Raw genomic sequence first — 26,642 nt, 5'->3', positions numbered from 1 at the left:
TCGGTTCTTCCTAGGGGTTGTTCACTATCAGTCTAATGGCTTCAAGATTCACCCGTGCTTCGCTAATAACCAGTTTCAAGTCGTCGATTTGTTGCTGCAGGTGAGCAATTTCTTCATCGCGAATTGACGGGTTCACTTTCTGTAAGCTTTGCATACGTTTTAGCTCACCGCCCAGCAAGGATTTCATTTGCTTTTGACACTGCTTGCGGACTTTTTCCGCGTCGGCTTCACCTTGACTTTGCGCTACAGCTAAAGCTTTGGTTAATTGAGGCGTCAACGCTTTAATCAATTGATTACCCATTTTACCGCGTACTTTGTCCAGCTTAGTAAATTGTTTTTCAACCACACTGTTAGTGGTATCAACACAAATTTTTATAGGCGTGGGGGGCAAGAAGCGATCAAGTTGCAATGATTTTTCAGCTTTACCCGATAACACAAACAAGCACTCTAGCCAGTATGCGCCAGCGGGTAAGGATTTATCCTCTCCCAATGCTACCGAGCTCTTACCTGTGATCTCTGTAGTGACGGTCTCCATGGCATGTTGCACCATGGGGTGGTCCCAGCTAAAGAAGTTCACATGCTCCAAACGGGTCGCGGTGGTGCGTTCGTAGGTAATGGTCATGCCTTCTTCATCTAGGCCGGGTAAGGTCGCTACCATGGTTTCAGTGGGCCGAAGGATATAACAACTTTCGTCTTTATCCTCTTGGGCAAGGCCAAGGGTGTCAAATAAGCGTGTCATAAACAGCTCAAGGGTGGGTGAGTCTTCTGCGGCGAGTATTTCTTTTTGCAGCTTTTCCACTCGGCCTTTACCTGACGAGTTAAGCTCAAGCAGTTTGTCACGCCCTTGTTCTAACCGCTCTTTGAGTTGTCTGTGCAAACTTGCGGTTTGGTTAATTAAGTTCTCGCTCGCTGCAAAGTCGGTTGGGAACATCAAGCAGCTATGCAGTAACTCTTGGGTTTCCTCGTACACCGTCATGCCTGTAGGGCAAGTATGCTCAAACGCATTCAGACCCTGGTGATACCAGTCAAGTAGTACTTGTTGGGCGCTCATATCAAAATAAGGCACATGAATGCACACATCGTGGGTTTGACCGATACGATCAAGACGACCGATACGCTGCTCAAGCAAATCTGGTACTTGGGGTAAATCAAATAACACCAAGTGGTGAGCAAATTGAAAGTTACGCCCTTCACTGCCGATTTCACTGCAAATTAACACCTGCGCGCCTTCTTCGGTTTGTGCAAAGTAGTTTGCGGCTTTGTCGCGCTCTACTATGCCCATGCCTTCATGGAACACTGTTGCCCGAGTACCGGCTTTTACCCGCAGTACTTCAGCTAACTGCAATGCGGTCCCTGCGTTGGCACAAATAGTGAGAACTTTCTCGCCTTTAAGCTCTTGTAGTTTATCAATAAACCAGTCCACTCTTGGGTCGATATTGAACCAGCTGTTGACCATATCTGGGTTGCGCTCTGGTGTTAAATGCAACGACAAGTTGGTTGGATCTTCATCTTGAGCGGCAATATACTCTTCTGGCTGTTCTAGGCTGTAGCTATACAATTTACGATCAGGGAAGCCACTAACGCCAGCGCGGCTGTTTCTGAAAAGCAAACGGCCTGTACCGTGTCTGTCGAGTAAATTATGTAGTAACTGCGTTTTTTGCCTAGCAGACATAGCATTGATGTCACCTAGATCTTCGTCTTTAGCGAAGGCTTCAATAGCGGCAATGTTATCCGCGCTTAAGGCATCACCTGACATCAAAGGAGAAATAGCTTGAGCTAAAGTACTGTATTGCTGCTCTTCTTTTACGAAGCTGTGGTAATCGTGAAAGCGAGCTGGGTCGAGCAAGCGCAGCCGTGCAAAGTGACTTTCATGGCCAAGTTGGTCAGGCGTGGCGGTTAACAGTAACACCCCTTTGGTGACTTGGGCTAAACCTTGCACTACTTGGTACTCTTGAGACGGCTGGCCTTCACTCCAAATCAGGTGATGGGCTTCATCAACCACCATTAAATCCCATGGAGCTTGCATGGCTAACTCGTAATAGCTGCTGTTGTGGGTTAAAAAGTCTAAACTACAAATAATCAGCTGCTCAGATTCGAACGGGTTACCACTTTCACCAGCCATGGCGCTGCAGCGCTCTTCATCGAAAATGGAAAACGCGAGGTTCACCCGGCGCAGCATCTCGACCAACCATTGATGCACCAAGCTTGAAGGCACTACAATTAACACGCGCTCAGCACGGGCAGTAAGCAATTGCTGATGGATAATCAACGCAGCTTCAATGGTTTTACCTAGACCTACTTCATCAGCAAGTAACACTCGAGGTGCAAAACGACGGCCCACTTCTGCTGCTATGTGCAATTGGTGAGGGATCAAGTCAACCCGGGCCCCCACAAAGCCCAATAATGATGACGTACTGTGGCTATATTGGTGATTCAAACATTGCTCGCGTAAATCAAACCACTTGGGGTGGTCAAATTGTCCTGCAAACAAGCGTTTTTCTGGCTGGTTTAGCTGAAAATGATGATCAATAAAAGTTTCTTTCAACAACACTTCTTCTTCGGTGTCATGGCGAATACCGGTATAGGTCAACATTTCGTTATGTTCACTAACGTTAGTGATCTTCATATCCCAACCTTCGTGGCTGGTAATATTGTCGCCCTCACCAAATGTAATGCGGGTTAGTGGAGCACTTTGCTTGGCATACACTCGACTGTCTCCCGTGGCAGGGAATAACAAACTGACAGCGCGATTATCAACGGATACCACAGTCCCTAAGCCGAGTTCTGTTTGGGTATCGCTTAACCAACGTTGACCAAGTGCGAATGAGTGTTTTTGCGCCATAGAGTGTCTCCCAACAGTGTATGCATAACTGAACTTTTGATGCAGGCGGAATAATTTCGGCGCGCATTGTATACCAATAGTGCCTAGGGATGGAGGTCAATCCACCTTGATATAAACATATTGTGCATAAAAGTCGTTAACCCAAGCCCATTCCTAATAATCTATGTTCCTGCGGGCGGGTTTTAAACTAAGTGATGGCATAAACGCCATATAATAAAAGTAGATGAATAAGGAACAAAAGTGGTTTATTGTTTCACTAACAGATGGCCAATAGCAGCTGAGTGATATACCTGATTGGCTGTTTATGGGTGATTTGTTTTGCAGTGCCTTTTATTCAAATGGAGTGACGAATGCCAGAAAAAAAAGCGTTAGACACAAGAATTTACGTACTCGATACCAATATCCTCCTACACGAACCCCTCGCATTTCTATCTTTCAAAGAGCATGACGTAGTCGTCCCAATGACTGTCCTCGAAGAGCTCGATTACATCAAAGACAGCAAAAAAGATGTCGCCCGTGATGCTCGAGTGTCCATTCGCGCAATGGAAGACTTACTTCACGACGCCACACCAGAGCAGTTAATGGCAGGCGTTAGCATGCAAGGAATTGGCGTAGGTGATAATGCGCCAACAGGCAGTTTGTCGATCTTTGTCGACCACGCATTGCCAGCGGATCAGCACGTGTTCACCAGTGATGAAAACGACAATCGTATTATTAACACTGCACTGCATCTACAGGGGCAATGTAGCCCTAGGCTTGTTACCTTGGTGACAAAAGATATCAACATGCGCTTAAAAGCTAAAGGAGCAGGTTTAGCTCATGTTGAAGACTACCGAACGGATCAATTAGTTAGTGATATCAAATATTTATCTAAAGGTTTTCATCGTTTTAATGGGGATTTCTGGAACGAAGTTACCGCAGTAGATAGCCGTTCAGAAGGTCGTGATACCATTCACACTCTCGCCCGAGAGGTCTTGCCAGAGGCCTATGTGAACGAGTATTTACTGGATGATACTGAACACTTCGCAGGTTTGGTTGAATCCGTGTCAGAAACAGAAATTGACGTACTCGATTTGGGCTACGAGCGCTTAATGGGCCGACGAGCGTGGGGAATTACCCCAAAGAATATCGGCCAAGCCATGGCGTTTCACTCTTTGCTGGACCCACATATAGATTTGGTGATCTTAACTGGGCCTGCAGGTAGCGGTAAAACCTTGCTGGCACTGGCCGCCGCCCTTGAAATGGTAGTTGAGAAGAACATGTATGATAAGATCATTGTTACTCGCAGCACACCGGAGATAGCGGAATCTATAGGCTTTTTACCAGGCACGGAAGAGGAAAAAATGGCCCCCTGGTTAGCGGCCATTACGGACTCTTTAGAAGTGCTACACAAGAATGATGAAAACGTCAAAGGCTCCATGAGTTACATCATGGAAAAAGCCAATATTCAGTTTAAATCGGTTAACTTTATGCGTGGGCGAAGCATCCAAAACGCCATTGTTATTTTAGATGAATCGCAAAACTTAACAGCCTCACAGCTTAAAACCATTATCACCCGTTGCGGAGAGGGCACTAAGCTCATTTGCAGTGGTAACTTAGCGCAAATAGACAGCAACTATTTAAGCGCGGTCACCTCTGGTTTGACCTACATAGTTGAGAAGTTTAAAAACTTCTCAGGTAGTGCCACGATTAACTTAGACGGAGTAGTACGTAGTCGCTTAGCAGAGTTCGCAGAAGAACAGCTCTAGGGTACAATAAATTTAAAAATGTAGAATTTTGATTGTAATGTCATGTTTTTCATAGTCTTTTTTGTTTCTTTTGAAATGAATGTTGAAAAACTGTCGAGGTTGGCTATATTAATTTTTAACAAAATAAAATGTTTAAAAGTTAGTGGGCTATGGGAATTTCAGTCAAGAAATTTAAAAGTGGGGAACGCTATGTTTTCTTGTTAGGGGATGATGGTGTTCCTGACTTCTGGGTAACGCACTTTGTTACGCAGAAACTTAGAATGAATCACGCTGCAACAACAATAGAGCAGTACCTTAATGATATTAAGCATCTAAAGCTTTGGGAAGCAATTAACGACAGGAATCTTCTGGAGGAAATATATAGCGGTAAAGTACCAAGTCGTGATGATATTAATGACCTGAGAGAGCACTGCACCTATCAAGTGAAAGCCTTTACAGAGAAGCCTGCAATTAATGTGGTTGATATAGGGCAATTTCACCTATCTAAAACAACAGATAAGCCCACAATAGGGGAAACACAGTACATCGCCCGTATTGCGCACATTGCTGAGTTTTTGCATTTCATTGGGCAAGAACGGGTCAAAAGTAAACCGTCTGCGGCGAGCCTGCTTGATGAGTTAGAACAGATGAAGAAGCGTTTCAAAAGTGGGTTACCGAAAGGCAGGTTGAATAAGGCAAAGTTGGATAAAACGGGTATCACCGATGATGCTTTTGAAGATTTCGTCTCAGTGGCAAGACCGTATTCGAAGTACAATCCGTTTAAAGATCTGGATGTTAGATTCCGCAACTATCTAATCGTCCAAACGCTATATGAGACGGGATTGCGCCGTAGTGAGTTATTAGCCCTTCGAATTGGTGACATCGGCTCTGATTTAAGTGACCCTAGGCTTATGATTGAGCGACGACATGACAGCAAGGACGATCCGCGCATAAAAGAGCCAACGCCGAAGACGCTTGGAAGAGGCATCCCTATTTCAAAAGAGTTACGGGAACTAATTCATATCTACATTAAGCAATATCGCGGCCAAACTAAGGTTGCTAAAACCCATCCATTCATTTTCGTAGGACACAAGAGCAAAAAGGGAAGCTATGAGTCTGGGCAACCCATCGTACAACATACAGTAAACGCCCTATTTAATCGAATTAAGTCAGTCAACCCCGAACGCTTCTGGGGGATCACACCGCACAGCTACCGACACTTCTTCAATGACCAACTATCAGCACGTATCGATGAAGAGAGAAAAACGGTCAGGGCAGAGGTGAAGCGCCTAGAGCAGGCTGGGTGGCATGAAGAAGCTAAGCAATACTCCCACGAAAATATGATTACTGAGCAGCGAGAGCTTGAGATTCGAGCGGAGTTGAATGGGCATTCATCACTTGAGTCAGGTCGCATTTATCTGAAAAGAACAGCAAGAAAACAAGCTAACGAGATACGCCAAAAGATGCATTCGAAGTTGAAGCACAAGGCTGAAAGGGGGAATGATGGTTGCTAATGTAAGAAAGATTACTGGGACAGGAAAAGCCAAACAAAAGTCAGATAAGCGATTAAGTAAAGCTAATTATGAGTTTGATATTCACGATGACGTCTGGCAGTTAGATGCTAACAAATCAGTCAACTTTAAACTGTTAGCTTCGCTGAGTTTAGATCCAAAGTTTGAAAATAATTTCAAACTGGCCTTGGCGGATTATGCTTCTGAGTTTTCATCTTCATATGCACACCAACTTTTTAACTTTTCTAGAAATCTGTTCGACACTGGCGTAACTATAAAGTTAGGCGAAGCACATATAATAAATTTCAAAGCAACTCTGACTAAGAAAACAGAGTACAAGTTAGGCTACATACGTTCGTTCTTGCTAGATTGGCATGACAAAGGTATCAAGGGAGTAGACAAGAAGGCTGTAGATTTACTCAACTCCCTTAAACTTTCAGGCAACGAAACAGGTAAGGCCGTCGCTGTCGGTTGTCCTTACAGCGGTGCGTATAACTTTGATGAGCAAGTCGCTTTTATTAATTGGTATGTGGATGCGTACACCGAAAAGTTAATTTCACTGACCGACTATGCGTTCATCATGGTTTTGCAGCAAACGGGGGCGCGGCCTGTACAGCTCACACACCTGTATTGTGGGGATTTAGTTACACGAACTGAAGATGATATGGCTCACTTTGATCTGAAATTGCCTAATGCCAAAAAGCGTAAAGAGCCGTTCAGAGGTTCATTTAGCTTGAAAGAGGATGTTAGTGAAGACTTGGTGTTGGTGTTGACAGCGCAAGCTAAGCTCAGTATTAAAAAGGTTGAGGAGCACTTTAGCGTGCAGCTCGACACTGAACATCGTCAAACAATCCCATTATTCATCCATAAGTCAGCACTATCGGATTGCAATAGCTTTGAGGATTTCCTCCGAAAACAGTGCATTACCCCAGACTTATACTGCAAGAGAAGTAGCGAAGTTACTAGTATGATGAGGCGTCTTGCACGCTTATGTCCGTTGAAAACGTCGCGAATCATAATTGATGGTCAACCTGGTGACTTGCACATTAACCCACGTCGATTCCGCTATACCCATGCAACCAACATGGCTATACAAGGTGCGAGCGACATCGCTATTGCCGAGGAGTTAGCCCATGCAAGTACAGCGTACGTTGGAGTCTATACTGAATTTAAAGAGGAAATAGCAGATAGGATTGATGAAGCGCTTGCTTCGAGTCTCGTGCCGCTTGCCCAGGCATTTTCCGGCACTCTCATAGACAGTGAGAAGGATGCTATTCGTGCCAACGATCCAAGAAGTCGTATCAATAATGACACCGAAACAGTTGGAAACTGCGGTGAATTTGGGTTCTGCGCAAGTGGGGCGATCCATTGTTATACATGCAATAAGTTTCAACCTTGGCTTAATGCTAATCATGAAAAAGTATTGGAAAGTATCCTGGCAGAACGTGACTACAAACGAAAACTCGGTGCCAGTGAGTTCGTAATGCAAGGTCAGAATAGGAGTATCGATGCAATTAAAATAGTGATTCAGCGCTGTGAAGAGCGTAAGGAGGAATTAACTAAAGAGGGCGCGTTTGATGTCTAATATATTGACTTTCAATCCGAGACACAAACTGGACTGTAGACGGAATTACGATGGCTTTATCGCATTCGCCAAGAATAATCTGACGTGGTTTGTTGACCAGGAACATGATGGTAAAAAAGGTTGGGAATGTGATAGATGGTCAATCGAAACGCACACAGGAAAAAAGATTAGCTTTGTTTTTGGTGTATTTATTGGTGGAGGTAAACATACTCCTTTTTCACCTCAATTTGCTGATTTTGCTAAAGCCTATGTGTGCTATCAGCAATCGATAAACCCCAAGAGGTCTATCGGTTTTCATAAAGGCTTTACCTGGTTATATCAAGCGCTAGCGGAAAACGCCGAACAAAATAATAAGCCCACAATCGATATCATGGATATTAATAACACTGTGATTAATCGTGCTGAAGAATTAATTGCAAAACATTATCGTGCAGATACTGCCCGCCGTACTTGCGGTGATTCAATAGAAAGAGTGCTGCAATTCATTAAAGAAAAGCGGTTTAAATTGGATCTCCAAAGCTGGAAAAATCCTTTTCATTCAACCAATAGATGGAACAAGCTGGACGATGAGTCTCGAAATTTGCGGATGGAAAAATGCCCGTCTGATTATCAAATGATGCAAGTCGCGGAGGCATTTCGTCGTGCGACAACGCCACGACAAAAATTCTACACAAGCATTATGGTCATGCTAATGTGTCAGCCAAGTAGGGCGGCTGAACTAAGTGGGCTGACAGTTAATTCACTCCAAAAGAGCGACAAAGGGCGATGGTACTTGATGTGGCAGCCCGCTAAAGGTGGCGACCCAGTTAGAAAATGGATACCGAAACAACTAGAGAATGTTGTCCAGCAAGCATTTAAAAGACTTGTTGAAATATCAGCACCAGCTAGGGCGGCGGCTAAATTTGCTCACGAAAATCCAGGTGTGTATATGCCCCACGACCAGAGCATTACACCTGATAATTTACCTCAAGACAAACCGCTAACGTATGACCAGTTCGCAAATGCAATCGGTCTAGCAACAGGAATCGATCCGAAGGGTAACCCAATCAACTGGGTGCATATCAGCAGTAAAGTATGGAACAATTTAATTAGCAATCTTAACAACGTATCCGACTGGAGAAAGGAGTTGTTAAAGAGGGGAACTTTAACGTCAGACAATGAAGTGGTAAACAGATTTACCCATAAGCGGTCGGGGGCTTACATTAAAGTACCCTGCCTGCATGACCTTCGTGTTGTTGTTGACGAACGGTATAAAAATACGACTTTTCCAAATGTATGTGGTGACATCAAAGCCTGGGATAGTCTTACGTTCATTAGAGAAAATGAGTTTCATAAGGACTATAATACCAGATTGTTTTCTTGGGTGCGTGCGACTCACGGTTCTTTCTCTAACGCCTTTGGTAGGAAGTCTGAGGGCATGGAAACAATCTTTGAGGAACTAGGGATCACCGATGAAGATGGAACGCCATTGGTTTTAACTACCCACCAATTCCGGCATTGGCTAAACACGAAATTAATGTTAGCTGGAGAGGAAGATTGGCTTATTGCGAAGTGGTCAGGTCGAGCTGATGTGAAGCAAAACAAGACTTATGATGGAAGAACTCAGGAGCAAAAGTCTCGGTTGACCAAACGTATCGGTCACGTCTCTACAAATGAAGGAGTGATGACTGTTGCGCAAGCTAATCAGTTGCTCGCGTCCCACACCTCTGAAAACCCACCACCTCCAATCGTACTGCATGACTTGGGATTGCCTGTTTCACTTAACTCATTGGGGGTAAAGAGAGAGGGGGTTGCACAGTTTACAGGAGTAGGTTTCTGTGTTCACAACTACGCAGAAAGCCCCTGCGTTAAAAATGGCGATTGTGTGGTCTGTAGCGATCATGTTTGTCTTAAGGGACTACCAAATACACTTGAAGAGCTGAAAAACCTAGAGAAGCTATATGGGGAGCAGCTAGAGGATGCGATAGCTAAATCGGGAGATAATGTATTTGGCGCAGATAGGTGGGTAACCTCAACAGGATTTAAACTTACTAAGATAAAAACCATTATTACTATACTTGAAGACCCTAATAGACCTGATGGAGCGCCTGTTAGGATTCCAGACGAGCTAGATCCCTCGCCTGTTAAACGCTCGCTAAATATCGGTGAACAAAATGTCATTCCGACCTTCGACCTAACAGCGCTGGCACTATCTGATATGGAGGAATAAAGGTGGCTTTTGTAATAGACAACAGAGAAACGATATTGGCAATAATCGATGGGTGGAACGGCAAGTTGACCTATGACTTATTGTCAGAAAAGCTACAAGTGGAATTAGGTCTGAAGCGCCCACCATCGCGTCATACATACTTACATCACGACGAGATCAAGCACGCATTCGATTTAAAGAAAAAAGAGAAGAGAAACAAGAAGTTAGTTGCTATCGAAGAGGCGAAATCGCTTTTTGTAAGTTCAGATAAACTGAGTCATCTATTGGCAAATTTGAGTAATGATGATGCGACAATTGCTGAGCTGATAAAGCTGATCGAAAAACTTGAAAACGAAAATGAAAAACTTAATTCTGAAAACAAAAGGCTAGCTAGCCAAAACGACATATTGCTCGAAAGATTTGCTCGATGGCAACACAACCTTCAAAAGATGGATAACGTCGATTTGAACAAACTCGCTGCGACGATTGATAGTGGGTTGCCTGCCAAAAACAGGAATTAATAAGAATAATCAAAAAAAGAATTATTGGCCTAGCGACTGACAGCCGTGGACAAGAAGAGATAAACTGTGTGTAAACACGAAGTGTTTTCCATCAGTTTATTCCTCGCTCTGCGTAGCAGATGCCCCTGCCCCTGCTGTTGAGGGAGCCATCTCAACCCATTTGCAACACTCTGCTTCGTTATGTGACAAATACATATTTTAAATAACGAAAACAGCTTCACTTTTTCTATTAGTATATTCTTTTCATCAGACTGAATAATAATAATCTTTGCTAAGATTTGAGCTGTATAATGTGTATATCCATCTTCACCATGTAGAGACAGGTGATAACAAGATCCTGACTCTTGCCCCCAAACCCAATAACTCCCGCAATCAGATAAAACATGAGGTTCTTTAGGGCCGGAGCTAAGTCGCCATGAATCTCTATCTAAATAGCCACCTCGCCAGCTCGCAAAGATTTGAAAAAATACATCATTTTCATTGGTAAATTTTAAAATCACCCAACCGTGTGGTCTATGAATCATAACAACTCCATTTTTTAAAATGCTTCTGAACTATACTGACTAAGCTTCTTCATTGATTGCTCTGAGATGAACAGTTGTTCGAATCCATCAATTTCAAGCTCTTTGTGATTAAACTGACCAAAGATCTCCATGATTTTATCCGTTGAAATGGCTATTTCACTTGGTGCTATATCACTAAAAGGAGGTAGGCTATCATCAAAATTAAATGTTGTATCATCAATGCTGATAGTTGGTTTAATACCACTAATAACTGTATGACTGTTGCCACGATCAATAATACCGTCGCTTTTACTTAGCACAGGAGCTTCAGTGATGATCTCTTCATCCATTTGAGCGAATTTTACTTTTGCTAATTCATCAGGAATGTCTTGCGCCACGCGATAAGCATACTCAACAAGCTTTGGCTCTGCAGGCATAAATAGAATTGCCTGTTGGTTTGGTGAATCAGTAATACGCAGTAAACGACCCATAACTTGACGGTAGTTCATTTCTGTTTTCACATTTGAAAGGTAACAGCAGACCTGAAGTCGTGGAATGTTGGTGCCTTCTGATATCATTCCAACACTGATGATCCACTTATGTTGGTTATGTCTGAAAGATCTGATGAGATCATTTCCGTTGCCCTCATCACTCGTGACAACAACAGCACTTTCTCCAATAGTCTGCTTCAAAATTAGCTGTATTTGCCAAGCATGAGCAATCGATGAGGCAACAATTAACCCACCTGCTTCTTTGTTGGCACAGCGAAGCTCATTTAGCTTGTGATTAGAGTGGATTAATAGTTGCTCTATCACGCTCGTGTTAGTAACAATCTCAGAATATGGAATAATTGATTGTGATAGCAGATCTATAAAGCTAGTGAAGTGGCTTGTTTCATCACCATCAACAACTGTAATTTGATCATTATCTAGTGCGACTACTTGAGGTATGCGGCATACATTGTCGGCAATCGCTTGTTTTAAGCCATATACATAATCACATTGTATGTGCCCTGACTCATTACAGTATTCTGCCAGCGCGATAGGTAGTGCATCGGAGCGCCACGGTGTGCCAGTTAGTGCGATTGTGTAAGCTGCTTTTTCTTTAATCGTTGTTATGATCGGCTTACCCCAAGCGTTAGCATCTTTTATATTTGAACCAGCACAATGATGGATCTCATCAAAGATCACAAACACGCGATACTTTTCAAACAAGCGCCAGACCTTATTATCTAGTGTGCCCAATGCCTGATAAGTGAATGAATTGCCCAGTGCGCCAATAGTACCGTCAAAATGGGCTTCGAATTGTTCGCTTAATGCACCACTAAAATCAAGTGCGACAATTGAAGAGGGAGAAAAGCAAAGTACAAGATGGATATCACCTTGGTCATACAGTAATTTAGCTAATACTGATGCCATAACGGTTTTGCCAGCACCTGGAGTAGCTAGGGCTAAAAAATGCTTTTTTGATTTGTATTTAGAAATTGCAGAGTTTATGCACTCTGACTGCCAATTTCTCAGTTTCATTGTTTAGTTCTCTTTTGTTGATTTAATAAGTTCGTTTAGAACTGAAACTCTCCCTTTTAAGATATGGTTGTTTTCCTGAACTGCCATGTAACGTCCCTTTAAATCGTTAAGTCGCTCAGGGTATATGTCTTTCAAAGCGACATACTCTTTTACCGCTCCTAAGCCTTCTAATAGCGCAGAGTTGTATTGATTCAACCGCTGAGCAAGCATTTGAGAGTAACTGATAGGTGTACTTGCATGTGTCTCACCGTACTGCATTGCCGCTACCATTTCTTTTAAAACAGCGTGATCAAACAAGTCGCTTTTGGTGTAATGAGTAAGCCCTTTCTTCTTCGTTGTGCTTCTTATTAACCAGCCCCTTCTAGTTAATTTTAAAAGTTCCTCGTAAACGAAACGACGGGATACTGTTGGGTTAAGTTCAGTATCCTGCTTAATTGCAATATATGCAGTTCTTATTTCAGTTGCAGTGAAGTGATTGACGTTGGGCATAGACAAAATTTGGATGACAGTTTTGTCTAGTTCGAATTTTTCCATGCATAAACCTCAAAAATTATAATAAAAATACCTCAAATATGCATATATACATTAAATAGGATTATATGCAATCGTGTGAACCAACGCAATGTGGGATATTTAGTCTTTTGTGTCTGAGAAAATCCAATGGACGATTTTGCGAGAAAATTAGGTAAAAATATCAAGATGATGAGAGTATTCAGAGACAAAAGCCAAGCCGAATTATCATTTAAATCTGGCTTAGATCAGAGCTATTTAAGCCGAGTTGAAAACGGTACTGTAAACGTAACTGTTAATAAGTTATGTCGTATCGCAAAAGCACTTGAATGTAATTTGATTGAGTTAATACCGGAAGTTGACGACACAAGCGCACTTTAAATCTCTTATTTATTCCACATGTAAAATCAAGATATACCCACTTTAATAAAAATATACCTCCATAACCCTTAACCTTCATAATAGTCTAAACTGCACCATTTAAAAGATGCAAAATAAGCATTGATTAAATAACTATCTCTCACTATATTTAATGCATCATTTATATGGTGCAATTAAATATGAATAAAACATTATCTGATATTGCGATTGTGAAAGCAGGCCACCCTTTTAGGGGAAAGATAACTGAAGACAAGGAAGGTAACGCTTATGCGGTGCAGATCAGGGATATTGATAACGATGGGATCATTAAGTGGCATCAACTCATTCGCACAAATATTACAGGGCGTAAAACACCTAACTGTTTACAAAAAGGCGATGTGCTGTTTGCGGCTCGTGGTGGTCGTAACTTAGCAGGTTTTGTTGACGAGATTGATAAACCAACAGTTTGCGCACCACATTATTTTTTAATTCAAGTATCTGACAAATCAGTACTACCTGAATTTGTAGCTTGGCAGTTAAACCAAGATGGTGCCCAGAGGTACTTTGCTAATTCTGCTGAAGGAAGCGCACAAACGAGCATTAGACGAGCAGTATTAGAAGCAACTCCACTTGTTATTCCTAATCTCGAAAAACAACAGGCTATCGTTGGGTTTGATGTCAAAGTTAAACAAGAAAAACGTGTGCTAAGTGCTCTAATTGAGAATAGAACAAAACAGATGCAAGGCATCGCTAAAGAATTATTAGGCTCTGATAGTCAGGGCTAAACAGCATTAAAATTAAGGACTCAAAAGATGGTAACAACACAAATTAACCAAGACGCAATTAATAAGGCGGTATGGAATGCCTGCGATACATTTAGAGGCACGGTAGACCCTTCTATTTACAAAGATTTCATCTTAACCATGTTGTTCTTAAAGTACATCTCTGATGTATACCAAGATGAATATGACAAGCTTGTAGAGCAATATGGAGACAACCCTGAACTAATTCACGCAATGATGGCAAAGCAACGCTTTGTATTACCTACAGGTGCTAGCTTTTGGGATCTATACGAGAAACGTCATGACGCAGGTAACGGCCAACGTATTGACCAAGCACTACATGCCATAGAAGAAGCGAACGGCACTAAGCTAAAAAATGTGTTCCAAGATATTAGCTTTAACACCGACAAATTAGGCCAAGAGAAACAAAAGAACGACATTCTACGTCACCTGTTAGAAGACTTTGGTAAAGATATTCTTAACTTACGCCCAAGTCGTGTAGGCTCTCTCGATATCATTGGTAATGCCTACGAATACCTAATTAAGCACTTTGCCGCAAGTAGCGGTAAGTCAGCAGGTGAATTTTATACACCACCGGAGGTATCAGACTTACTAGCAGTAATATTAGAGCCAAAAGAAGGGGATGAAATCTGCGATCCAGCTTGTGGATCAGGCTCACTATTAATGAAGTGTGGCGCTATGGTACGTAAGAACTCAGGTTCTAAAAAGTACGCACTATACGGTCAAGAAGCTATTGGCTCTACTTGGGCACTCGCTAAAATGAACATGTTCCTACATGGTGAAGATAACCACCGTATTGAATGGGGCGATACCATTCGCCACCCTATGCTTTTAGACAGAGAGGGTACAGGTTTACTTCACTTCGATATTGTTACTGCAAACCCTCCATTCTCACTCGATAAATGGGGTTTTGAAGGTGCTGCAAATGACGAGTTTGGCCGCTTCCGCCGTGGTGTGCCACCTAAAACCAAAGGTGACTACGCGTTTATCAGTCACATGATAGAAACATTGAAGCCAGAATCAGGACGTATGGGCGTGGTAGTGCCTCATGGCGTACTATTCCGCGCTTCATCTGAAGGTAAAATCCGTACACAACTTATAGAAGAGAACCTACTAGATGCCGTAATAGGTTTACCTGAAAAATTATTCTTCGGTACGGGCATTCCAGCGGCGATTCTTATCTTCAAAAAGCATAAAACCGATAACAATGTAATGTTCATCGATGCCAGTCGTGAGTTTAAGTCAGGTAAAAATCAAAACCAGCTAACTGAAGACAATATTCAGAAAATTATCGATACCTACAAAGCTCGTGAAACTGTTGATAAATATGCTTATTTAGCAAGCCTTGGTGAAATTAAAGAAAACGACTTTAACCTTAATATTCCTCGTTATGTAGACACATTTGAAGAAGAAGCTGAGATTGATTTAGTGGCGGTGCGCAATGAGCGTGTTCAGTTACAGAGTGAGCTAAAAACACTTGAAGTTGAAATGGAAAACTACTTAAAGGAGTTGGGTTATGGTGCCTAATGGCTGGAAATTGACCTCTTTAGGGGAAGTATGTTCAGGTAATCTACAGACTGGCCCCTTTGGAAGTCAGTTACATGCACATGAATACACTGAAAAGGGCATACCTGTTTTAATGCCGAAGGACTTGATTAGTCAAAGAGCTGATTACAAGTCGGCTGCAAAAATACCTGCTAATAGAGCTGCTGATTTATCAAAGCACTTTTTAAAGAGCGGAGATATTTTATTTAGCCGACGTGGTGATGTTAGTCGATTTGCGCTGATTGAAGTAGGTGATGAAATTGGAATATGTGGAACAGGGTGCTTAAAAGCAACACCAAACTCAGAGCATTCATCCTTATTCTTGTCCTACTTCTTACAAAAGAATGCGGTAAAACGGTGGCTTGAACAGAACGCTGTTGGACAAACTATGCCCAACATGAACACCGCAATTCTATCTGAGTTACCGCTGATGACAGCTTCTTCCAAAGAAGAAGAAGATAAAATCGCCAAAATTATATCAGTTTGGGATAAAGCGATAAGCGCCACTGAGCGCCTAATCGACAACAGCAAGCAGCAGAAAAAAGCGCTGATGCAACAACTGCTGACAGGCAAAAAGCGTCTACTTGATGATTCAGGCAAGCAATTTGATGGAGAGTGGGAAGAAGTTAAGCTAGGTGACGTCTGCACAAAAGTTACAGATGGCGCTCACCATAGTCCAAAAAGTGTTGAAGTTGGTTACCCTATGTTTTCAGTGAAAGATATGAGACCAACAGGATTCGCTGAAAATACAGCTCGACATATCAACGAGGATGACTTTAAAGCCTTAGAAAAACAAAACTGTAAGCCTGAAATTAATGATATTTTGATAGCGAAAGATGGCTCTATTTTAAAATACTGTTTTGTTATCAAAGAGGAAATTCAAGGCGTGATTTTATCCTCCATTGCTTTGTTAAGACCAAAGCTAAACAAAATTTCACCTTATTTCATTGCTCAATATTTTTCACAGGAATCTATTAGGTTTTTTGTTGGAAAGGCTCTTACTTCAGGTTCAGGTGTCCCCCGAATCATTCTTAAAGATTTTAAGGGTATTCACCTTAGAATCCCTAACCTTTTGGAGCAGCAAAAAATCAGCACTGTATTAACAAATGCAGACAAAGAAATAGAGCTTTTGGAGCAACAACTAGCCGATTTAAAGCAAGAGAAAAAAGCGTTAATGCAGCAGTTGTTAACAGGTAAGCGCAGAGTAAAAATTGATGAGGAAGCCGCATAATGAGCAGAGGAAAAAACCAGCATGTAGTGAAACACCCTGATGGTTGGGCGGTTAAAGGCGCAGACAATAGTAACGCCACAAAGGTAACTAGCACTCAAAAAGAAGGGATTACTTTAGCGGAAGATATTGCTAAAAATCAGCAGTCAGATACCAAAGTACACTAACGTAACGGTAAAATCCTAGCTGGTAACAGCTATGGTAACAGCTATGGTAACGACCCACACCCGCCAACGGATAAGAAGTAAGGATACAAATGACTATATCAGAAATGTTCAAAGGTTTTCTTAGCAACCTACAAGTTGATAATGCCTCAACCATCAGCTTAAGGTATGGCGAAGTAACCAGTGCATTAAACAAAAAGTTTAGAGATACGGAATCTAAAACGGCTAATACGCTGCAAGTTGGCTCATATGGTCGGTGGACAGGAATTAAGGGCATTTCTGATTTGGACATGCTTTATGTCATGCCGAGTACAAAGTGGAATGATTATAAAAACGACCAGTCAAAACTTTTGAAAGACACCAAAGAGGCTATTAAAGCCCGATACCCGAACACTGAAGTAAAGGTAGATCGATTAGTTGTTCAGGTTATCTATACCAATTTTATGGTCGAGGTTCAGCCTGTTTTTGAACAAGATGACAGAAGCTTCAAGTACCCCGACACTCATAATGGCGGAAGTTGGAAGATCACTAAGCCTCGCGAAGAAATAGAGGCTATGAAGGATTTTGTTGATCAAAAAAATAATAATTTGCGCAAACTTTGTAAGATGGCAAGAGCATGGAAAAATAAACATGGTATTGGTATGGGCGGGTTATTAATAGACACCCTTGCTCACAATTTTCTCAACTCGACTACTGATTACGATGATAAAAGCTATACCTATTATGATTGGATGTGCCGAGATTTCTTCAAATATTTAGCAAATGAGCCTGACAAGGATTACTACCTTGCACTAGGCAGCCGCCAACAAGTAAAAGTTAAAGACAAATTCCAAAGCGCTGCTCAAGATGCTTATGATTTGTGCTTAGACGCAATAAAAGCGGGAGAACAAGATTCTGTTAATAACAAGTGGAAAAAGGTTTTTGGTAGGAACTTTCCAGCAGCTCAAACAGTACAAAAAAGTAAGTCACTCAGAGACTTTAGAAATACAGAGCAGTTTATTGAGGACTTACATCCAATTGATATTCGCTACTCACTAAAAATTGAATGCGAAGTATCTCAAAATGGTTTTAGGTCAAATTTTCTTACCCAAATGCTCGCAAGCCGAATTCCTCTGTTACCTAATAAAAGATTAGATTTTATGGTTGACCAGATTAATGTTCCTGGCGAATACATCATTAAATGGAAAGCATTAAACCGAGGTGATGAAGCGGAGCGAAGAGATTGTGTTCGAGGACAAATATTTAAAGATGATGGATTTAGAAAAAGAAGAGAAACAACCACATTTAAAGGTGAACATATAGTTGAATGCTTCGCTATTCAAAATGGTGTGGTGGTAGCCAAAGACAGAATTAAAGTACCTATTCAGTGAGGGAATTATGGAAAAGAATGATCTATTAAAATACATTGCTGAAACTGGATACAACATCGGCTATACAGCAAAACTTCACTTTGCTAGCTTTGACATGATCGAGAAGCTACCAGGTGTTATTAGCTTTATCTCAATAGCCTTCGGTATCTATGCTTTAGTTTATGCTGAATTATCAACAAAATTAACATCAAGCACCCTATTAGTGCTTGGCATAATAGGCATGTACATTAGCCTGAATAACAAAGACAAATCAAACTACGAAACAAAAGGCATAGCACTTACTGGTTTGTTTAATGAGCTTAAGCACCTAGCTTCTCAAGTTAATGATGACTCGACAAATAATTCAGACATTTCAAACAGCCTAAAAGACGTTGAGAATCGATTTAACCAAAACTGCATGTCTAGCCATGTTTTATTTGCCTCTTGGTTGGCGCATTATAAATTCTTTTGGGAGCAACAAATAGGCTGGATAGAACAACACAAAACATTTAGTTTCTGGAGAGATAAAGTTCCTTTATCTTTATGGTTTTCACTTTTCTTGGCTATAGCTGTTTCTTTGTTTCAAGCGGTAGATGTTATTCCGTCAATTTGTGATGCGCTAAAAGATAACGATATGGTGAATAACTAATGGAAAACCCTACAGCTAATTTTAAAGAAGAGTTCAGTTCTAAAATTCCGGCGCTTACTCTACTGAGTAAGCTTGGTTACTCATTTATACCTCCTAATGGTTGTGAAGAAGTAAGAGGCAATCAACTAGCGGGAAAATCAACTAGCCAAGTTATGCTGTTGCCTGTTATACGTGAGTTTTTGAGTAAACAAACGTTCCCGTTTGCAGGCAAAGAGCATAAGTTATCAAATGCTGCCATCGATAAGATTATGCATGACCTCAGCCCTGCAATGAATGAAGGCTTAAAAGGTGCGAATGAGAAGCTCTACAATGCCTTGACGTATGGAGTTGGAGTAACTGAGTTTATTGATGGTAAGAAAGCATCACCAACCATTCAGCTTATCGATTGGCAAACACCTTCCAATAACTTTTTTCACTTTACTGAAGAAATGGTAGTACAAAACAGTGAAGGTACAGGAAACCGTATTCCTGATATTGTTTGCTTTGTTAATGGTTTGCCTTGGGTAGTGATTGAGGCGAAGCGCCCTGACTCTTCAACTGAAGGGAAATCTACTTTAAGCGAAGCTATTTCACAACAAATCCGTAACCAAGGCCAAAAAGAAATACCACACCTTTTTGCTTATAGCCAATTACTGCTTGCAGTGAATGGACATGACGGTTTGTACGCTACCTGCGGCACGCCTGAAAAGTTTTGGGCGAAATGGAAGGAAGAAAAAATCATTGAAGCCGAGTTTATTCGGTTAAAAAATGCAGGCTTAAGCACTGAGCAGCTAGATGCGATTTTCAGCCACCGACTTGCCGCTGCCAAAGACGAGTATTTAACTTTACTGGCAGGAGGTGACCTCGCTGTAACAGATCAAGACAGACTAATTATTAGTTTACTGAGACCAGATCGCCTTCTAGAGATGGCCCGTTTGTACACTTTGTTTGATCAAAAAGCTGGCAAGATTGTAGCGCGTTATCAGCAGGTATTTGGTATTAAAGCATTGATAGAGCGCATTACCAGCTTCGAAGAAACTGGTGAGCGCCCAGGTGCACGTAATGGCGGTGTAATTTGGCACACCACAGGAAGTGGTAAATCGTTTACTATGGTGTTCTTATCAAAAGCACTGATTTGGTTGCGAGAGCTTTCACAATGTCGCGTGATTATTGTCACTGACCGAGTTGATCTTGAAGATCAGTTAAGCCGCACTTTTGCCTCAGGTGGTGTACTCACTGAGCGTGATAAAAAAGATGCAATGGCAACGTCGGGCAAACGCTTAGCGGAACAAATTGGTAAAGGTAATGAGCGGGTCATCTTCTCAATCATTAATAAGTTTGGTTCTGCAATCAAATATAGAGAGTGCTATAACAATAGCCCCAATATATTGGTTTTGGTTGATGAAGGTCACCGTAGCCAAAACGGTGAAAACAATATTCGAATGTTACAAACCTTACCAAAAGCAGCGTTTATTGCTTTCACTGGTACGCCGTTATTAAAAGACGATAAAACTGAAAACAAATTTGGCTCTATTATCCACTCGTATACCATGCAGCAAGCGGTTGAAGATAAAACGGTAACACCGCTTCTTTATGAAGAGCGTATTGCAGATCTCAATGTGAATGACAAAGCCATTGATGCCTGGTTTGACCGCATTACTGAAAAGCTCACTGAAAAGCAAAAAACAGATTTAAAGAAGAAGTTTTCTCAGAAAGGTCAGATTTATCAAACAGAAGGCCGAATTGAGCTAATTGCACATGATATTTCAGATCATTTCCAAAACTTCAAGCAGCAAGGTTTAAAAGGCCAGCTAGCATGTGACTCTAAAGCCTCTGCAATTCGCTATAAGGAACTTTTAGATAAAATAGGCAAAGTAACATCAGTTGTTGCAATGTCTTCTCCTGATACGCGTGAGGGCCATCAAGCAGTTGATCAAGAAAGTAAAGACATTGTTCAAAACTGGTGGAAGAACAATGTTGCCGAAACTTATGGACAAGACGAAAAAGAATACACCAAGGCAATAATCAAAGATTATGGCCGAGATGATGGCCCCGACATCATGATTGTCGTAGATAAACTCCTTACAGGGTTTGATGAGCCTAAGAATACAGTGTTGTATATCGACAAGCCGTTAAAAGAGCACAATTTGATACAGGCTATTGCTCGTGTAAACCGCTTACACAGTAAAAAGCAATTCGGCTACTTAATCGATTATCGTGGAATTTTGAAAGAGCTTGATATGACGATTGAGAAGTATCAAGAACTTGCTGAGCGTAATCAAAATGGCTTTGATGTTGATGATCTTAAAGGTTTATATAACCGAATGGATACCGAATATAAAAAGCTACCTGGGTTATACAACGATCTGTGGGCTATTTTTGACGGTGTTGCTAATAAGAAAGATCATGCCGCTTTACGGCAAGCACTTGCACCTAAGATTGAGGATGTTAAAGGCCAGCTTTTAGATAAAAACCTAAAAAAGCGTGATGAGTTTTATACCGCTTTAACTGCCTTTTCTAACTGTATGAAAGTAGCTTTACAATCGGCAACTTTCTTCGATGATAAAAGTTTTGATAACAAACGCGACCACTACAAAGAAACGCTGAAAATGTTTGTTAACTTGCGTAAGCAGGTACGTGAAGATGCTAACGAAACCGTAGATTATGACGAATATGCTGAAGACGTGCGCCAGTTGTTAGACAAGCATATTGCAGGCATTGATGTAAAAGAGCCTGATGGTGCATACCTCGTTGGTAATTTGGGCAAAGATGTGAAACCTGAAGATCTAACTGACGACGAAGCTCGAAACCAAACGGATAAGATCACAGGCCGTATCACTAAAATGATCGAGCAGGATTTGGCTGATGATCCTTATGCACAAGAATATTTCTCAAACTTACTCAAAAAAGCGATAGATGAAACCAAGGCTATGTTTGATGCGCCCGTAAAGCAATACATGCTATTTGCCGACTTTGAGCAGGAAGTTAAAGGGCGCAAGGTTGATGGTATGCCAAGCGTATTTATTGATGTTGATAGCAAACAGAACAAACATGCGCAGGCTTATTTCGGGTTGTTTAAACAATTATTCGAAAAAGACGCCCACACTGGCAGTGATATTGATGAAGATAAACTTGTGAAATATGCCTTCGATATTGACGAAGTAGTTAAGACCGCTGTAGCAGAGTTTTCAATCAACCCAAGTGAAATTGAAAACGCTATCAGCGTAAAGCTACTCCCTATGCTATTTGCAGACTTTGGTATTGAGAATGCACAAAAGCTTATTGAAGAAGTGCTTAAAATCACGCGATTGGGGCTTTCTCGTCAATGATAATGAAGCTGCTGTTTTAAATGAGTGAAATTAAAAAAACAACACAAGAACAAGGCGTGTTCATGTACGGTGACGAGGTTATTAACTATGACATTATTCGTCGTACCTTAGAAAAAAATGATGCCAAGCCTAAGGCACGAAAAGTCATCATTAAAGTGCACCCTGACCAACGTGTAGTTGCCACAGTTCCGCATGATGAGACACCTGACTCAATTCGAGAGGCTATGCTAAAACGTGCTCGATGGATCTGGGAAAGCATTTGTGAGTTTTCGGCTCAACATGAGTATGTAATGCCACGACAATACGTTAGCGGGGAAACACAGTTTTATCTTGGTAGACGCTATGTTTTAAAGGTGATTATTGACGCTGAACAAGTGCCAAATGTGAAGCTTCACCGAGGCCAATTAACCGTCACCCTCAAAAAAGAGTGTGATGATCGGGTAGTTAAAATTAAAGCACTTTTAGATAAATGGTACATCCACCGAGCCAAAGCCATTTTTCATGAAAGGTTACAAGCAATATTGCCTAAAGCTTCATGGGTAGATGGACTGCCTTCATTTCGTATCATGGCGATGACTAAACAATGGGGAAGCTGCTCAACTAAAGGAAACTTGATGCTAAACCCTCACCTTGTTAAAGCCCCAAAAGAATGCATTGATTACGTAATTTTGCACGAGCTTTGCCACATTGCCGAGCATAACCACAGCGATAGATTTTGGCGCTTATTGACGCAAGTGATGCCTAACTGGAAAGAAGTTAAAGCAAAGCTAGATGACATGGCGGAGCTGTATTTGAATGAGTGATATTGTTGAAATTGAATCAAACAGTGATAGAGAGCTAATGATTTAAGGATTTATTAATATTCAATTACTGCGGGACACTCTTCATACCACATAATCAAAGTGCATTAGTCAATTAGCAATATTTATGAACTTAATACATTTACCTACTTATGTGAATGCACTTAAATGTTTTTGACATATAAAGTTCATGCTGACTATATTGTGTACTAAAGTTATAACTTAGGTTCATGTAAAGGGGCTGAAGATGTCGTTAATAGGGTATGCAAGAGTTAGCACGCAAGAGCAAGACCTTGAAGCTCAAGTTGATGCATTAGAGCGTCATGGTTGCGAGAAGATATTCTCTGGTAAGCAAGGCGGTAACTCTTTGGATAATGCAAAAAAACTTGACGATCTTTTCGATTACATCCGTGAAGGTGATGTTGTATGCGTTACAAAGCTTGATCGTTTGGGAAGAAGCCTAAAAGGGATTATGACTGCAATAGATGGTATCCATGCAAAAGGTGCAGCTCTCACAACGCTCGATGGGGTTATTAATAGCGCAGATGATTCACCATTCGGGAAAGCTGTTCTTCATGTTATTGCTGTTTTTGCTGAGCTGAACAAAAGCCTGATCATCAAAAATACCACTGAAGGCCGTGAACGGGCTATTGCTCAGGGCAAGCATATGGGTAGGCCCAAGACGATTCCTGACACAGACAGGGAAAAGATCCGCAAGTTAGTAAAATCAATGCAAAAATCTCAGAATCAACTCTCAAAGGAGTATGGTGTTAGCAGGACTACGATAAGACGCATCGTGGAGGGCGGTTAAGATGAGTAAAGAAAGAGGTCAACGTAACAGAGACTTATTCCTCGGTTGGGTGGCTGAAATGAAATCTAAAGAGTCGCCTAATTGGTTGGATTATTGGCATGGTGATACGTTAAGCCCGAAGAAAATTGCTGATGAGCTTGGTTTTGGTTCCGAAGCATTTAAGAAAGCCAGAAATGAAAAGCTTTTTAATATGTTGCAAGACCTTAAACAAGAACTTGCTACCTTAGGTGTATACCAGCAACGCAAGACTAACTTGCCTCTCGATAAAGAAGTAATAGATGCACCCAGAGATACTGAAGAAGACATAAAGGACAGCGTCAAAGTGCGTGACCTTAAAAGAACAAACCGCAGACTACAAAATGAAAATGCAAAACTAGTTGCTGAAGTTGCCAAACTATCAGAGTTTAAAGATGTATTGATAGAAATGGGCTTGTGGAAATGAAGAGTAGCGCTTATCTGGTAAGGATCACCAGAATATATCAATACCGCCCAGATAATGTACGATTGGGGGCTGTTTTTGTTAATCAAAAAGCAGGTGGGCACCGTATCGAGATTCTGACCACGCAAAATAAGCTGAATATTAATCCAAAAGTCGGTCAACAATGGAAAATCCTCAAAGAACAAAACTTCAGTATTAGACAGCAGCAAGTAAGCTCGGACGGTTATGTCGATGTTTGGCGATTTATGGAGCCTACACTGAAATGTGTGATGCCAGATAACGGTGCTGGCTTTGTAGCCTTTTTAAGCTCTGAAAAAGCATTCGAAGGTATCGGTAAGGTTAGCGCTCAGCTACTTTGGTTAGAGTTTCGAAGTGATATATTCGACATTCTAGAATGCGATAAATATACGCCATACGAAAAAGACCAATCAAAAACCAACTTTCAAGTAGTCAGGGAAGTTCTGCTGAGCGACAAAGCCGTGCATGGGCTATGGGAGGGCTATAAAGAGTATTCAAATTTAAAGCACTCAGCGCAGTTCGTTAAGTGGGAAATAGAAGCACCTATACAGCGCCAACTTTTTAGACTCGCCGATCAGGATGCAATCAATTTTATTACACAGAATCCATACCGATTGTTTTCACTGGGAATGCGATTTCACAAGGTAGACGCTATTGCCCAAAAGCATTTCGGAATTAAACGGGATGATGAAATCAGACTGGCAGCCATCGTTGAACAAGCATTGAGACTATGGAGTGATCAGGGTAATACCGTCGCAGATTGGCAAGATATTAAATCATGTGTCTCTAGATTGTTGAATAATGACAAGCTGCTAGTTGCAAAGGCATGTGAACTAGATGGTGATATCTTAGGCTTTGTTAAACAAGACAACCAATATTTCGTTTCTGGCAATTATATATTTGAGAAAACCATTTCTAAACGGCTCGGTAAACTTTCTAAGATACAGCAGACGTGGCAAAGTAATTTGGAAGAGGCTTATGCGTCTTCAATACCTGATGGATGGACGTTAGAAAAAGCTCAAGAACGTGCAGTAAGGACAGCTTTACTCAGCAATGTGTTTGCACTCACTGGTGGTGCTGGAACAGGTAAGACATTTACCACGAAGCTTATTGTCGATGCTTATAAAAAGCTAGGCTATACGGTATACCCAGTAGCGTTATCAGGAAAGGCAGCTCGTAGACTACAACAGTCAATCGGTTTTGAAACGAAAACTATTGCAAAACTTTTGCGCGAATCAGACCTTGATGAAGATAAGGCTGTATTGCTAGTAGATGAAGCTTCCATGTTGGATGCATATACCATGTGGCGTTTGGTTACTTTGTTTTCTGATAAGACTCGGATCTTGTTAGTTGGTGACCCTTATCAGCTTCCCCCAATTAATGCGGGATTTGTTTTAAATGATGTCATTAAAAGTGGTGTAATAAAACATGTGGAGCTGGATGTTATAAAACGACAGGGAACAGACAGTAGCGTGCCTGGATATTCCAATGCTATACGGCAAGGCATAATGCCAGAGTCGTTAATTACCGCAGATATTACGTTCCAAGAATCAATAGGCGACATTTTGCAAGACGCTGTAACTACCTACACTGAGTATGACAACGCCATGATAGTCGCTCCTACCAATGATACGGTAAGAAAAGCAAATATCATGCTGCAAGGTGTTGCAAACCCGAATGGCAAGATTCTCGACCTTACGGATATGCCAATTACCAAAGGAAGTTATGACTTCAGGGAAAGAGACCCGATTGTCATTACCCTAACCAGTTATAAACACGATGTTCAGAATGGTACGCTGGGGGTTTTAAAGAGTGTTGAATCTACTGATGAATATGCTTGTGTAGTTGAACTTGAAGACCTTGATGAAAAAGGTAATAAACGCTTGTTAGAAGTGGATTGGCAATTATTTGAATATATCGATCTTGCATATTGTTTAACCTTGCATAAATTGCAGGGGTCACAAGCTCCGAATGTGATAGTTTTGCTTGAACTAGGAATATTACTTGATCGTAGTTGGCTGTATACGGCTGTAACAAGAGCAGAAGATAAAGTACATATTATTGGCAAGGAAACGGATTTTCATTATTGTGTTAACAAACAAGGTGCAGTTGATACTCGTAAAACCGCTTTGGCAGAAATGTTGAAAAATGTTTAAAATTAACCGTAATCAGTAGAAAACACCGCGATTAATCTACATTTTTATTTCTTAATGTTTAAAAATGAATAAGGGTCATTTGGTTAAGTCTATGGTTAA

21 protein-coding genes are annotated in these 26,642 nt (G+C 41.3%); 17 read left to right on the top strand and 4 right to left on the bottom strand.

What is annotated here, in order from left to right; translation table 11 throughout:
• Window positions 1–10 precede the first annotated feature (10 nt).
• Entirely contained in the window at window positions 11–2,842 is a 2,832-nt protein-coding gene (gene rapA, locus AC0VYA_RS19475; protein ID WP_475489375.1) for an RNA polymerase-associated protein RapA, read from the bottom strand.
• 350 nt (window positions 2,843–3,192) lie between these two features.
• Between rapA and AC0VYA_RS19470 the strand changes: the two genes are divergently transcribed.
• From AC0VYA_RS19470 to AC0VYA_RS19450, 5 genes are all read left to right on the top strand, one after another.
• Window positions 3,193–4,590: a PhoH family protein gene (locus AC0VYA_RS19470; RefSeq protein WP_011576538.1), complete on the top strand. Its 1,398-nt coding sequence runs from the start codon at window positions 3,193–3,195 to the stop codon at window positions 4,588–4,590.
• Between the two features lie 149 nt (window positions 4,591–4,739).
• A complete protein-coding gene (locus tag AC0VYA_RS19465) occupies window positions 4,740–6,083 on the top strand; it encodes a tyrosine-type recombinase/integrase (protein WP_475489374.1) in 1,344 nt (447 codons plus the stop codon).
• Complete coding sequence (locus tag AC0VYA_RS19460) at window positions 6,070–7,665, top strand: site-specific integrase (RefSeq protein WP_475489373.1); 1,596 nt, start codon at window positions 6,070–6,072, stop codon at window positions 7,663–7,665. Before AC0VYA_RS19465 ends, AC0VYA_RS19460 begins: the two co-directional genes overlap by 14 nt.
• Window positions 7,658–9,874 carry a hypothetical protein gene (locus AC0VYA_RS19455; RefSeq protein WP_475489372.1) on the top strand — a complete coding sequence of 739 codons (2,217 nt, stop codon included), beginning with the start codon at window positions 7,658–7,660 and terminating at the stop codon, window positions 9,872–9,874. The genes AC0VYA_RS19460 and AC0VYA_RS19455 overlap by 8 nt, the downstream gene beginning before the upstream one ends.
• A gap of 2 nt (window positions 9,875–9,876) precedes the next feature.
• Window positions 9,877–10,374, top strand: a complete 498-nt coding sequence (locus AC0VYA_RS19450; RefSeq protein ID WP_475489371.1) for a hypothetical protein — start codon at window positions 9,877–9,879, stop codon at window positions 10,372–10,374.
• A 29-nt stretch (window positions 10,375–10,403) separates the two neighbouring features.
• On the opposite strand, the gene AC0VYA_RS19445 is transcribed toward AC0VYA_RS19450, so the two are convergent.
• The 3 genes from AC0VYA_RS19445 to AC0VYA_RS19435 are packed head-to-tail and all read right to left on the bottom strand — an operon-like array spanning window position 10,404 to window position 12,937.
• Window positions 10,404–10,898: a hypothetical protein gene (locus AC0VYA_RS19445; protein WP_475489370.1), complete on the bottom strand. Its 495-nt coding sequence runs from the start codon at window positions 10,896–10,898 to the stop codon at window positions 10,404–10,406.
• A gap of 14 nt (window positions 10,899–10,912) precedes the next feature.
• Window positions 10,913–12,403, bottom strand: a complete 1,491-nt coding sequence (locus AC0VYA_RS19440; RefSeq protein WP_475489369.1) for a DEAD/DEAH box helicase — start codon at window positions 12,401–12,403, stop codon at window positions 10,913–10,915.
• A gap of 3 nt (window positions 12,404–12,406) precedes the next feature.
• Window positions 12,407–12,937, bottom strand: coding sequence for a hypothetical protein (locus AC0VYA_RS19435; RefSeq protein WP_475489368.1), 531 nt, complete (start codon window positions 12,935–12,937; stop codon window positions 12,407–12,409).
• 126 nt (window positions 12,938–13,063) lie between these two features.
• Between AC0VYA_RS19435 and AC0VYA_RS19430 the strand changes: the two genes are divergently transcribed.
• The 12 genes from AC0VYA_RS19430 (at window position 13,064) to AC0VYA_RS19375 (ending at window position 26,543) form a co-directional block, all read left to right on the top strand.
• Window positions 13,064–13,294: a helix-turn-helix domain-containing protein gene (locus tag AC0VYA_RS19430; protein ID WP_475489367.1), complete on the top strand. Its 231-nt coding sequence runs from the start codon at window positions 13,064–13,066 to the stop codon at window positions 13,292–13,294.
• A 179-nt stretch (window positions 13,295–13,473) separates the two neighbouring features.
• Window positions 13,474–14,058, top strand: a complete 585-nt coding sequence (locus AC0VYA_RS19425; RefSeq protein ID WP_475489366.1) for a restriction endonuclease subunit S — start codon at window positions 13,474–13,476, stop codon at window positions 14,056–14,058.
• A 27-nt stretch (window positions 14,059–14,085) separates the two neighbouring features.
• Window positions 14,086–15,603, top strand: a complete 1,518-nt coding sequence (locus AC0VYA_RS19420) for a type I restriction-modification system subunit M (RefSeq protein WP_475489365.1) — start codon at window positions 14,086–14,088, stop codon at window positions 15,601–15,603.
• Entirely contained in the window at window positions 15,593–16,852 is a 1,260-nt protein-coding gene (locus AC0VYA_RS19415) for a restriction endonuclease subunit S (protein WP_475489364.1), read from the top strand. Before AC0VYA_RS19420 ends, AC0VYA_RS19415 begins: the two co-directional genes overlap by 11 nt.
• Window positions 16,852–17,016 carry a DUF2188 domain-containing protein gene (locus AC0VYA_RS19410; protein WP_475489363.1) on the top strand — a complete coding sequence of 55 codons (165 nt, stop codon included), beginning with the start codon at window positions 16,852–16,854 and terminating at the stop codon, window positions 17,014–17,016. The genes AC0VYA_RS19415 and AC0VYA_RS19410 overlap by 1 nt, the downstream gene beginning before the upstream one ends.
• A gap of 89 nt (window positions 17,017–17,105) precedes the next feature.
• Window positions 17,106–18,383 (top strand): SMODS domain-containing nucleotidyltransferase, encoded by a 1,278-nt coding sequence (locus AC0VYA_RS19405; protein WP_475489362.1) that lies wholly within the window; start codon window positions 17,106–17,108, stop codon window positions 18,381–18,383.
• A 7-nt stretch (window positions 18,384–18,390) separates the two neighbouring features.
• Entirely contained in the window at window positions 18,391–19,011 is a 621-nt protein-coding gene (locus AC0VYA_RS19400) for an SLATT domain-containing protein (RefSeq protein ID WP_475489361.1), read from the top strand.
• A complete protein-coding gene (locus AC0VYA_RS19395; RefSeq protein ID WP_475489360.1) occupies window positions 19,011–22,319 on the top strand; it encodes a type I restriction endonuclease subunit R in 3,309 nt (1,102 codons plus the stop codon). The genes AC0VYA_RS19400 and AC0VYA_RS19395 overlap by 1 nt, the downstream gene beginning before the upstream one ends.
• Before the next feature lie 20 nt (window positions 22,320–22,339).
• Entirely contained in the window at window positions 22,340–23,122 is a 783-nt protein-coding gene (locus AC0VYA_RS19390) for a M48 family metallopeptidase (RefSeq protein ID WP_475489359.1), read from the top strand.
• 244 nt (window positions 23,123–23,366) lie between these two features.
• Window positions 23,367–23,930, top strand: coding sequence for a recombinase family protein (locus tag AC0VYA_RS19385; protein ID WP_475489358.1), 564 nt, complete (start codon window positions 23,367–23,369; stop codon window positions 23,928–23,930).
• 1 nt (window position 23,931) lies between these two features.
• The gene (locus tag AC0VYA_RS19380; protein WP_475489357.1) at window positions 23,932–24,372 is read left to right on the top strand and encodes a hypothetical protein; all 441 of its coding nucleotides are present in this window, start codon (window positions 23,932–23,934) and stop codon (window positions 24,370–24,372) included.
• Entirely contained in the window at window positions 24,369–26,543 is a 2,175-nt protein-coding gene (locus tag AC0VYA_RS19375) for an AAA family ATPase (protein ID WP_475489356.1), read from the top strand. The genes AC0VYA_RS19380 and AC0VYA_RS19375 overlap by 4 nt, the downstream gene beginning before the upstream one ends.
• Window positions 26,544–26,642: the final 99 nt, after the last annotated feature.

The organism is Paraglaciecola sp. QJM3NY_14 (assembly GCF_056173245.1).
Note: the sequence above shows the minus strand (reverse complement) of the source record. Positions and strands in the feature narration are given on the sequence as shown.

What these genes read in the sequence shown, in the direction of transcription:
- rapA (WP_475489375.1), bottom strand. Translation starts at nt 2,842, where the DNA reads ATGGCGCAAAAACACTCATTCGCACTTGGTCAACGTTGGTTAAGCGAT.
- AC0VYA_RS19470 (WP_011576538.1), top strand. Translation starts at nt 3,193, where the DNA reads ATGCCAGAAAAAAAAGCGTTAGACACAAGAATTTACGTACTCGATACC.
- AC0VYA_RS19465 (WP_475489374.1), top strand. Translation starts at nt 4,740, where the DNA reads ATGGGAATTTCAGTCAAGAAATTTAAAAGTGGGGAACGCTATGTTTTC.
- AC0VYA_RS19460 (WP_475489373.1), top strand. Translation starts at nt 6,070, where the DNA reads ATGATGGTTGCTAATGTAAGAAAGATTACTGGGACAGGAAAAGCCAAA.
- AC0VYA_RS19455 (WP_475489372.1), top strand. Translation starts at nt 7,658, where the DNA reads ATGTCTAATATATTGACTTTCAATCCGAGACACAAACTGGACTGTAGA.
- AC0VYA_RS19445 (WP_475489370.1), bottom strand. Translation starts at nt 10,898, where the DNA reads ATGATTCATAGACCACACGGTTGGGTGATTTTAAAATTTACCAATGAA.
- AC0VYA_RS19440 (WP_475489369.1), bottom strand. Translation starts at nt 12,403, where the DNA reads ATGAAACTGAGAAATTGGCAGTCAGAGTGCATAAACTCTGCAATTTCT.
- AC0VYA_RS19435 (WP_475489368.1), bottom strand. Translation starts at nt 12,937, where the DNA reads ATGGAAAAATTCGAACTAGACAAAACTGTCATCCAAATTTTGTCTATG.
- AC0VYA_RS19430 (WP_475489367.1), top strand. Translation starts at nt 13,064, where the DNA reads ATGGACGATTTTGCGAGAAAATTAGGTAAAAATATCAAGATGATGAGA.
- AC0VYA_RS19425 (WP_475489366.1), top strand. Translation starts at nt 13,474, where the DNA reads ATGAATAAAACATTATCTGATATTGCGATTGTGAAAGCAGGCCACCCT.
- AC0VYA_RS19420 (WP_475489365.1), top strand. Translation starts at nt 14,086, where the DNA reads ATGGTAACAACACAAATTAACCAAGACGCAATTAATAAGGCGGTATGG.
- AC0VYA_RS19415 (WP_475489364.1), top strand. Translation starts at nt 15,593, where the DNA reads ATGGTGCCTAATGGCTGGAAATTGACCTCTTTAGGGGAAGTATGTTCA.
- AC0VYA_RS19410 (WP_475489363.1), top strand. Translation starts at nt 16,852, where the DNA reads ATGAGCAGAGGAAAAAACCAGCATGTAGTGAAACACCCTGATGGTTGG.
- AC0VYA_RS19405 (WP_475489362.1), top strand. Translation starts at nt 17,106, where the DNA reads ATGACTATATCAGAAATGTTCAAAGGTTTTCTTAGCAACCTACAAGTT.
- AC0VYA_RS19400 (WP_475489361.1), top strand. Translation starts at nt 18,391, where the DNA reads ATGGAAAAGAATGATCTATTAAAATACATTGCTGAAACTGGATACAAC.
- AC0VYA_RS19395 (WP_475489360.1), top strand. Translation starts at nt 19,011, where the DNA reads ATGGAAAACCCTACAGCTAATTTTAAAGAAGAGTTCAGTTCTAAAATT.
- AC0VYA_RS19390 (WP_475489359.1), top strand. Translation starts at nt 22,340, where the DNA reads ATGAGTGAAATTAAAAAAACAACACAAGAACAAGGCGTGTTCATGTAC.
- AC0VYA_RS19385 (WP_475489358.1), top strand. Translation starts at nt 23,367, where the DNA reads ATGTCGTTAATAGGGTATGCAAGAGTTAGCACGCAAGAGCAAGACCTT.
- AC0VYA_RS19380 (WP_475489357.1), top strand. Translation starts at nt 23,932, where the DNA reads ATGAGTAAAGAAAGAGGTCAACGTAACAGAGACTTATTCCTCGGTTGG.
- AC0VYA_RS19375 (WP_475489356.1), top strand. Translation starts at nt 24,369, where the DNA reads ATGAAGAGTAGCGCTTATCTGGTAAGGATCACCAGAATATATCAATAC.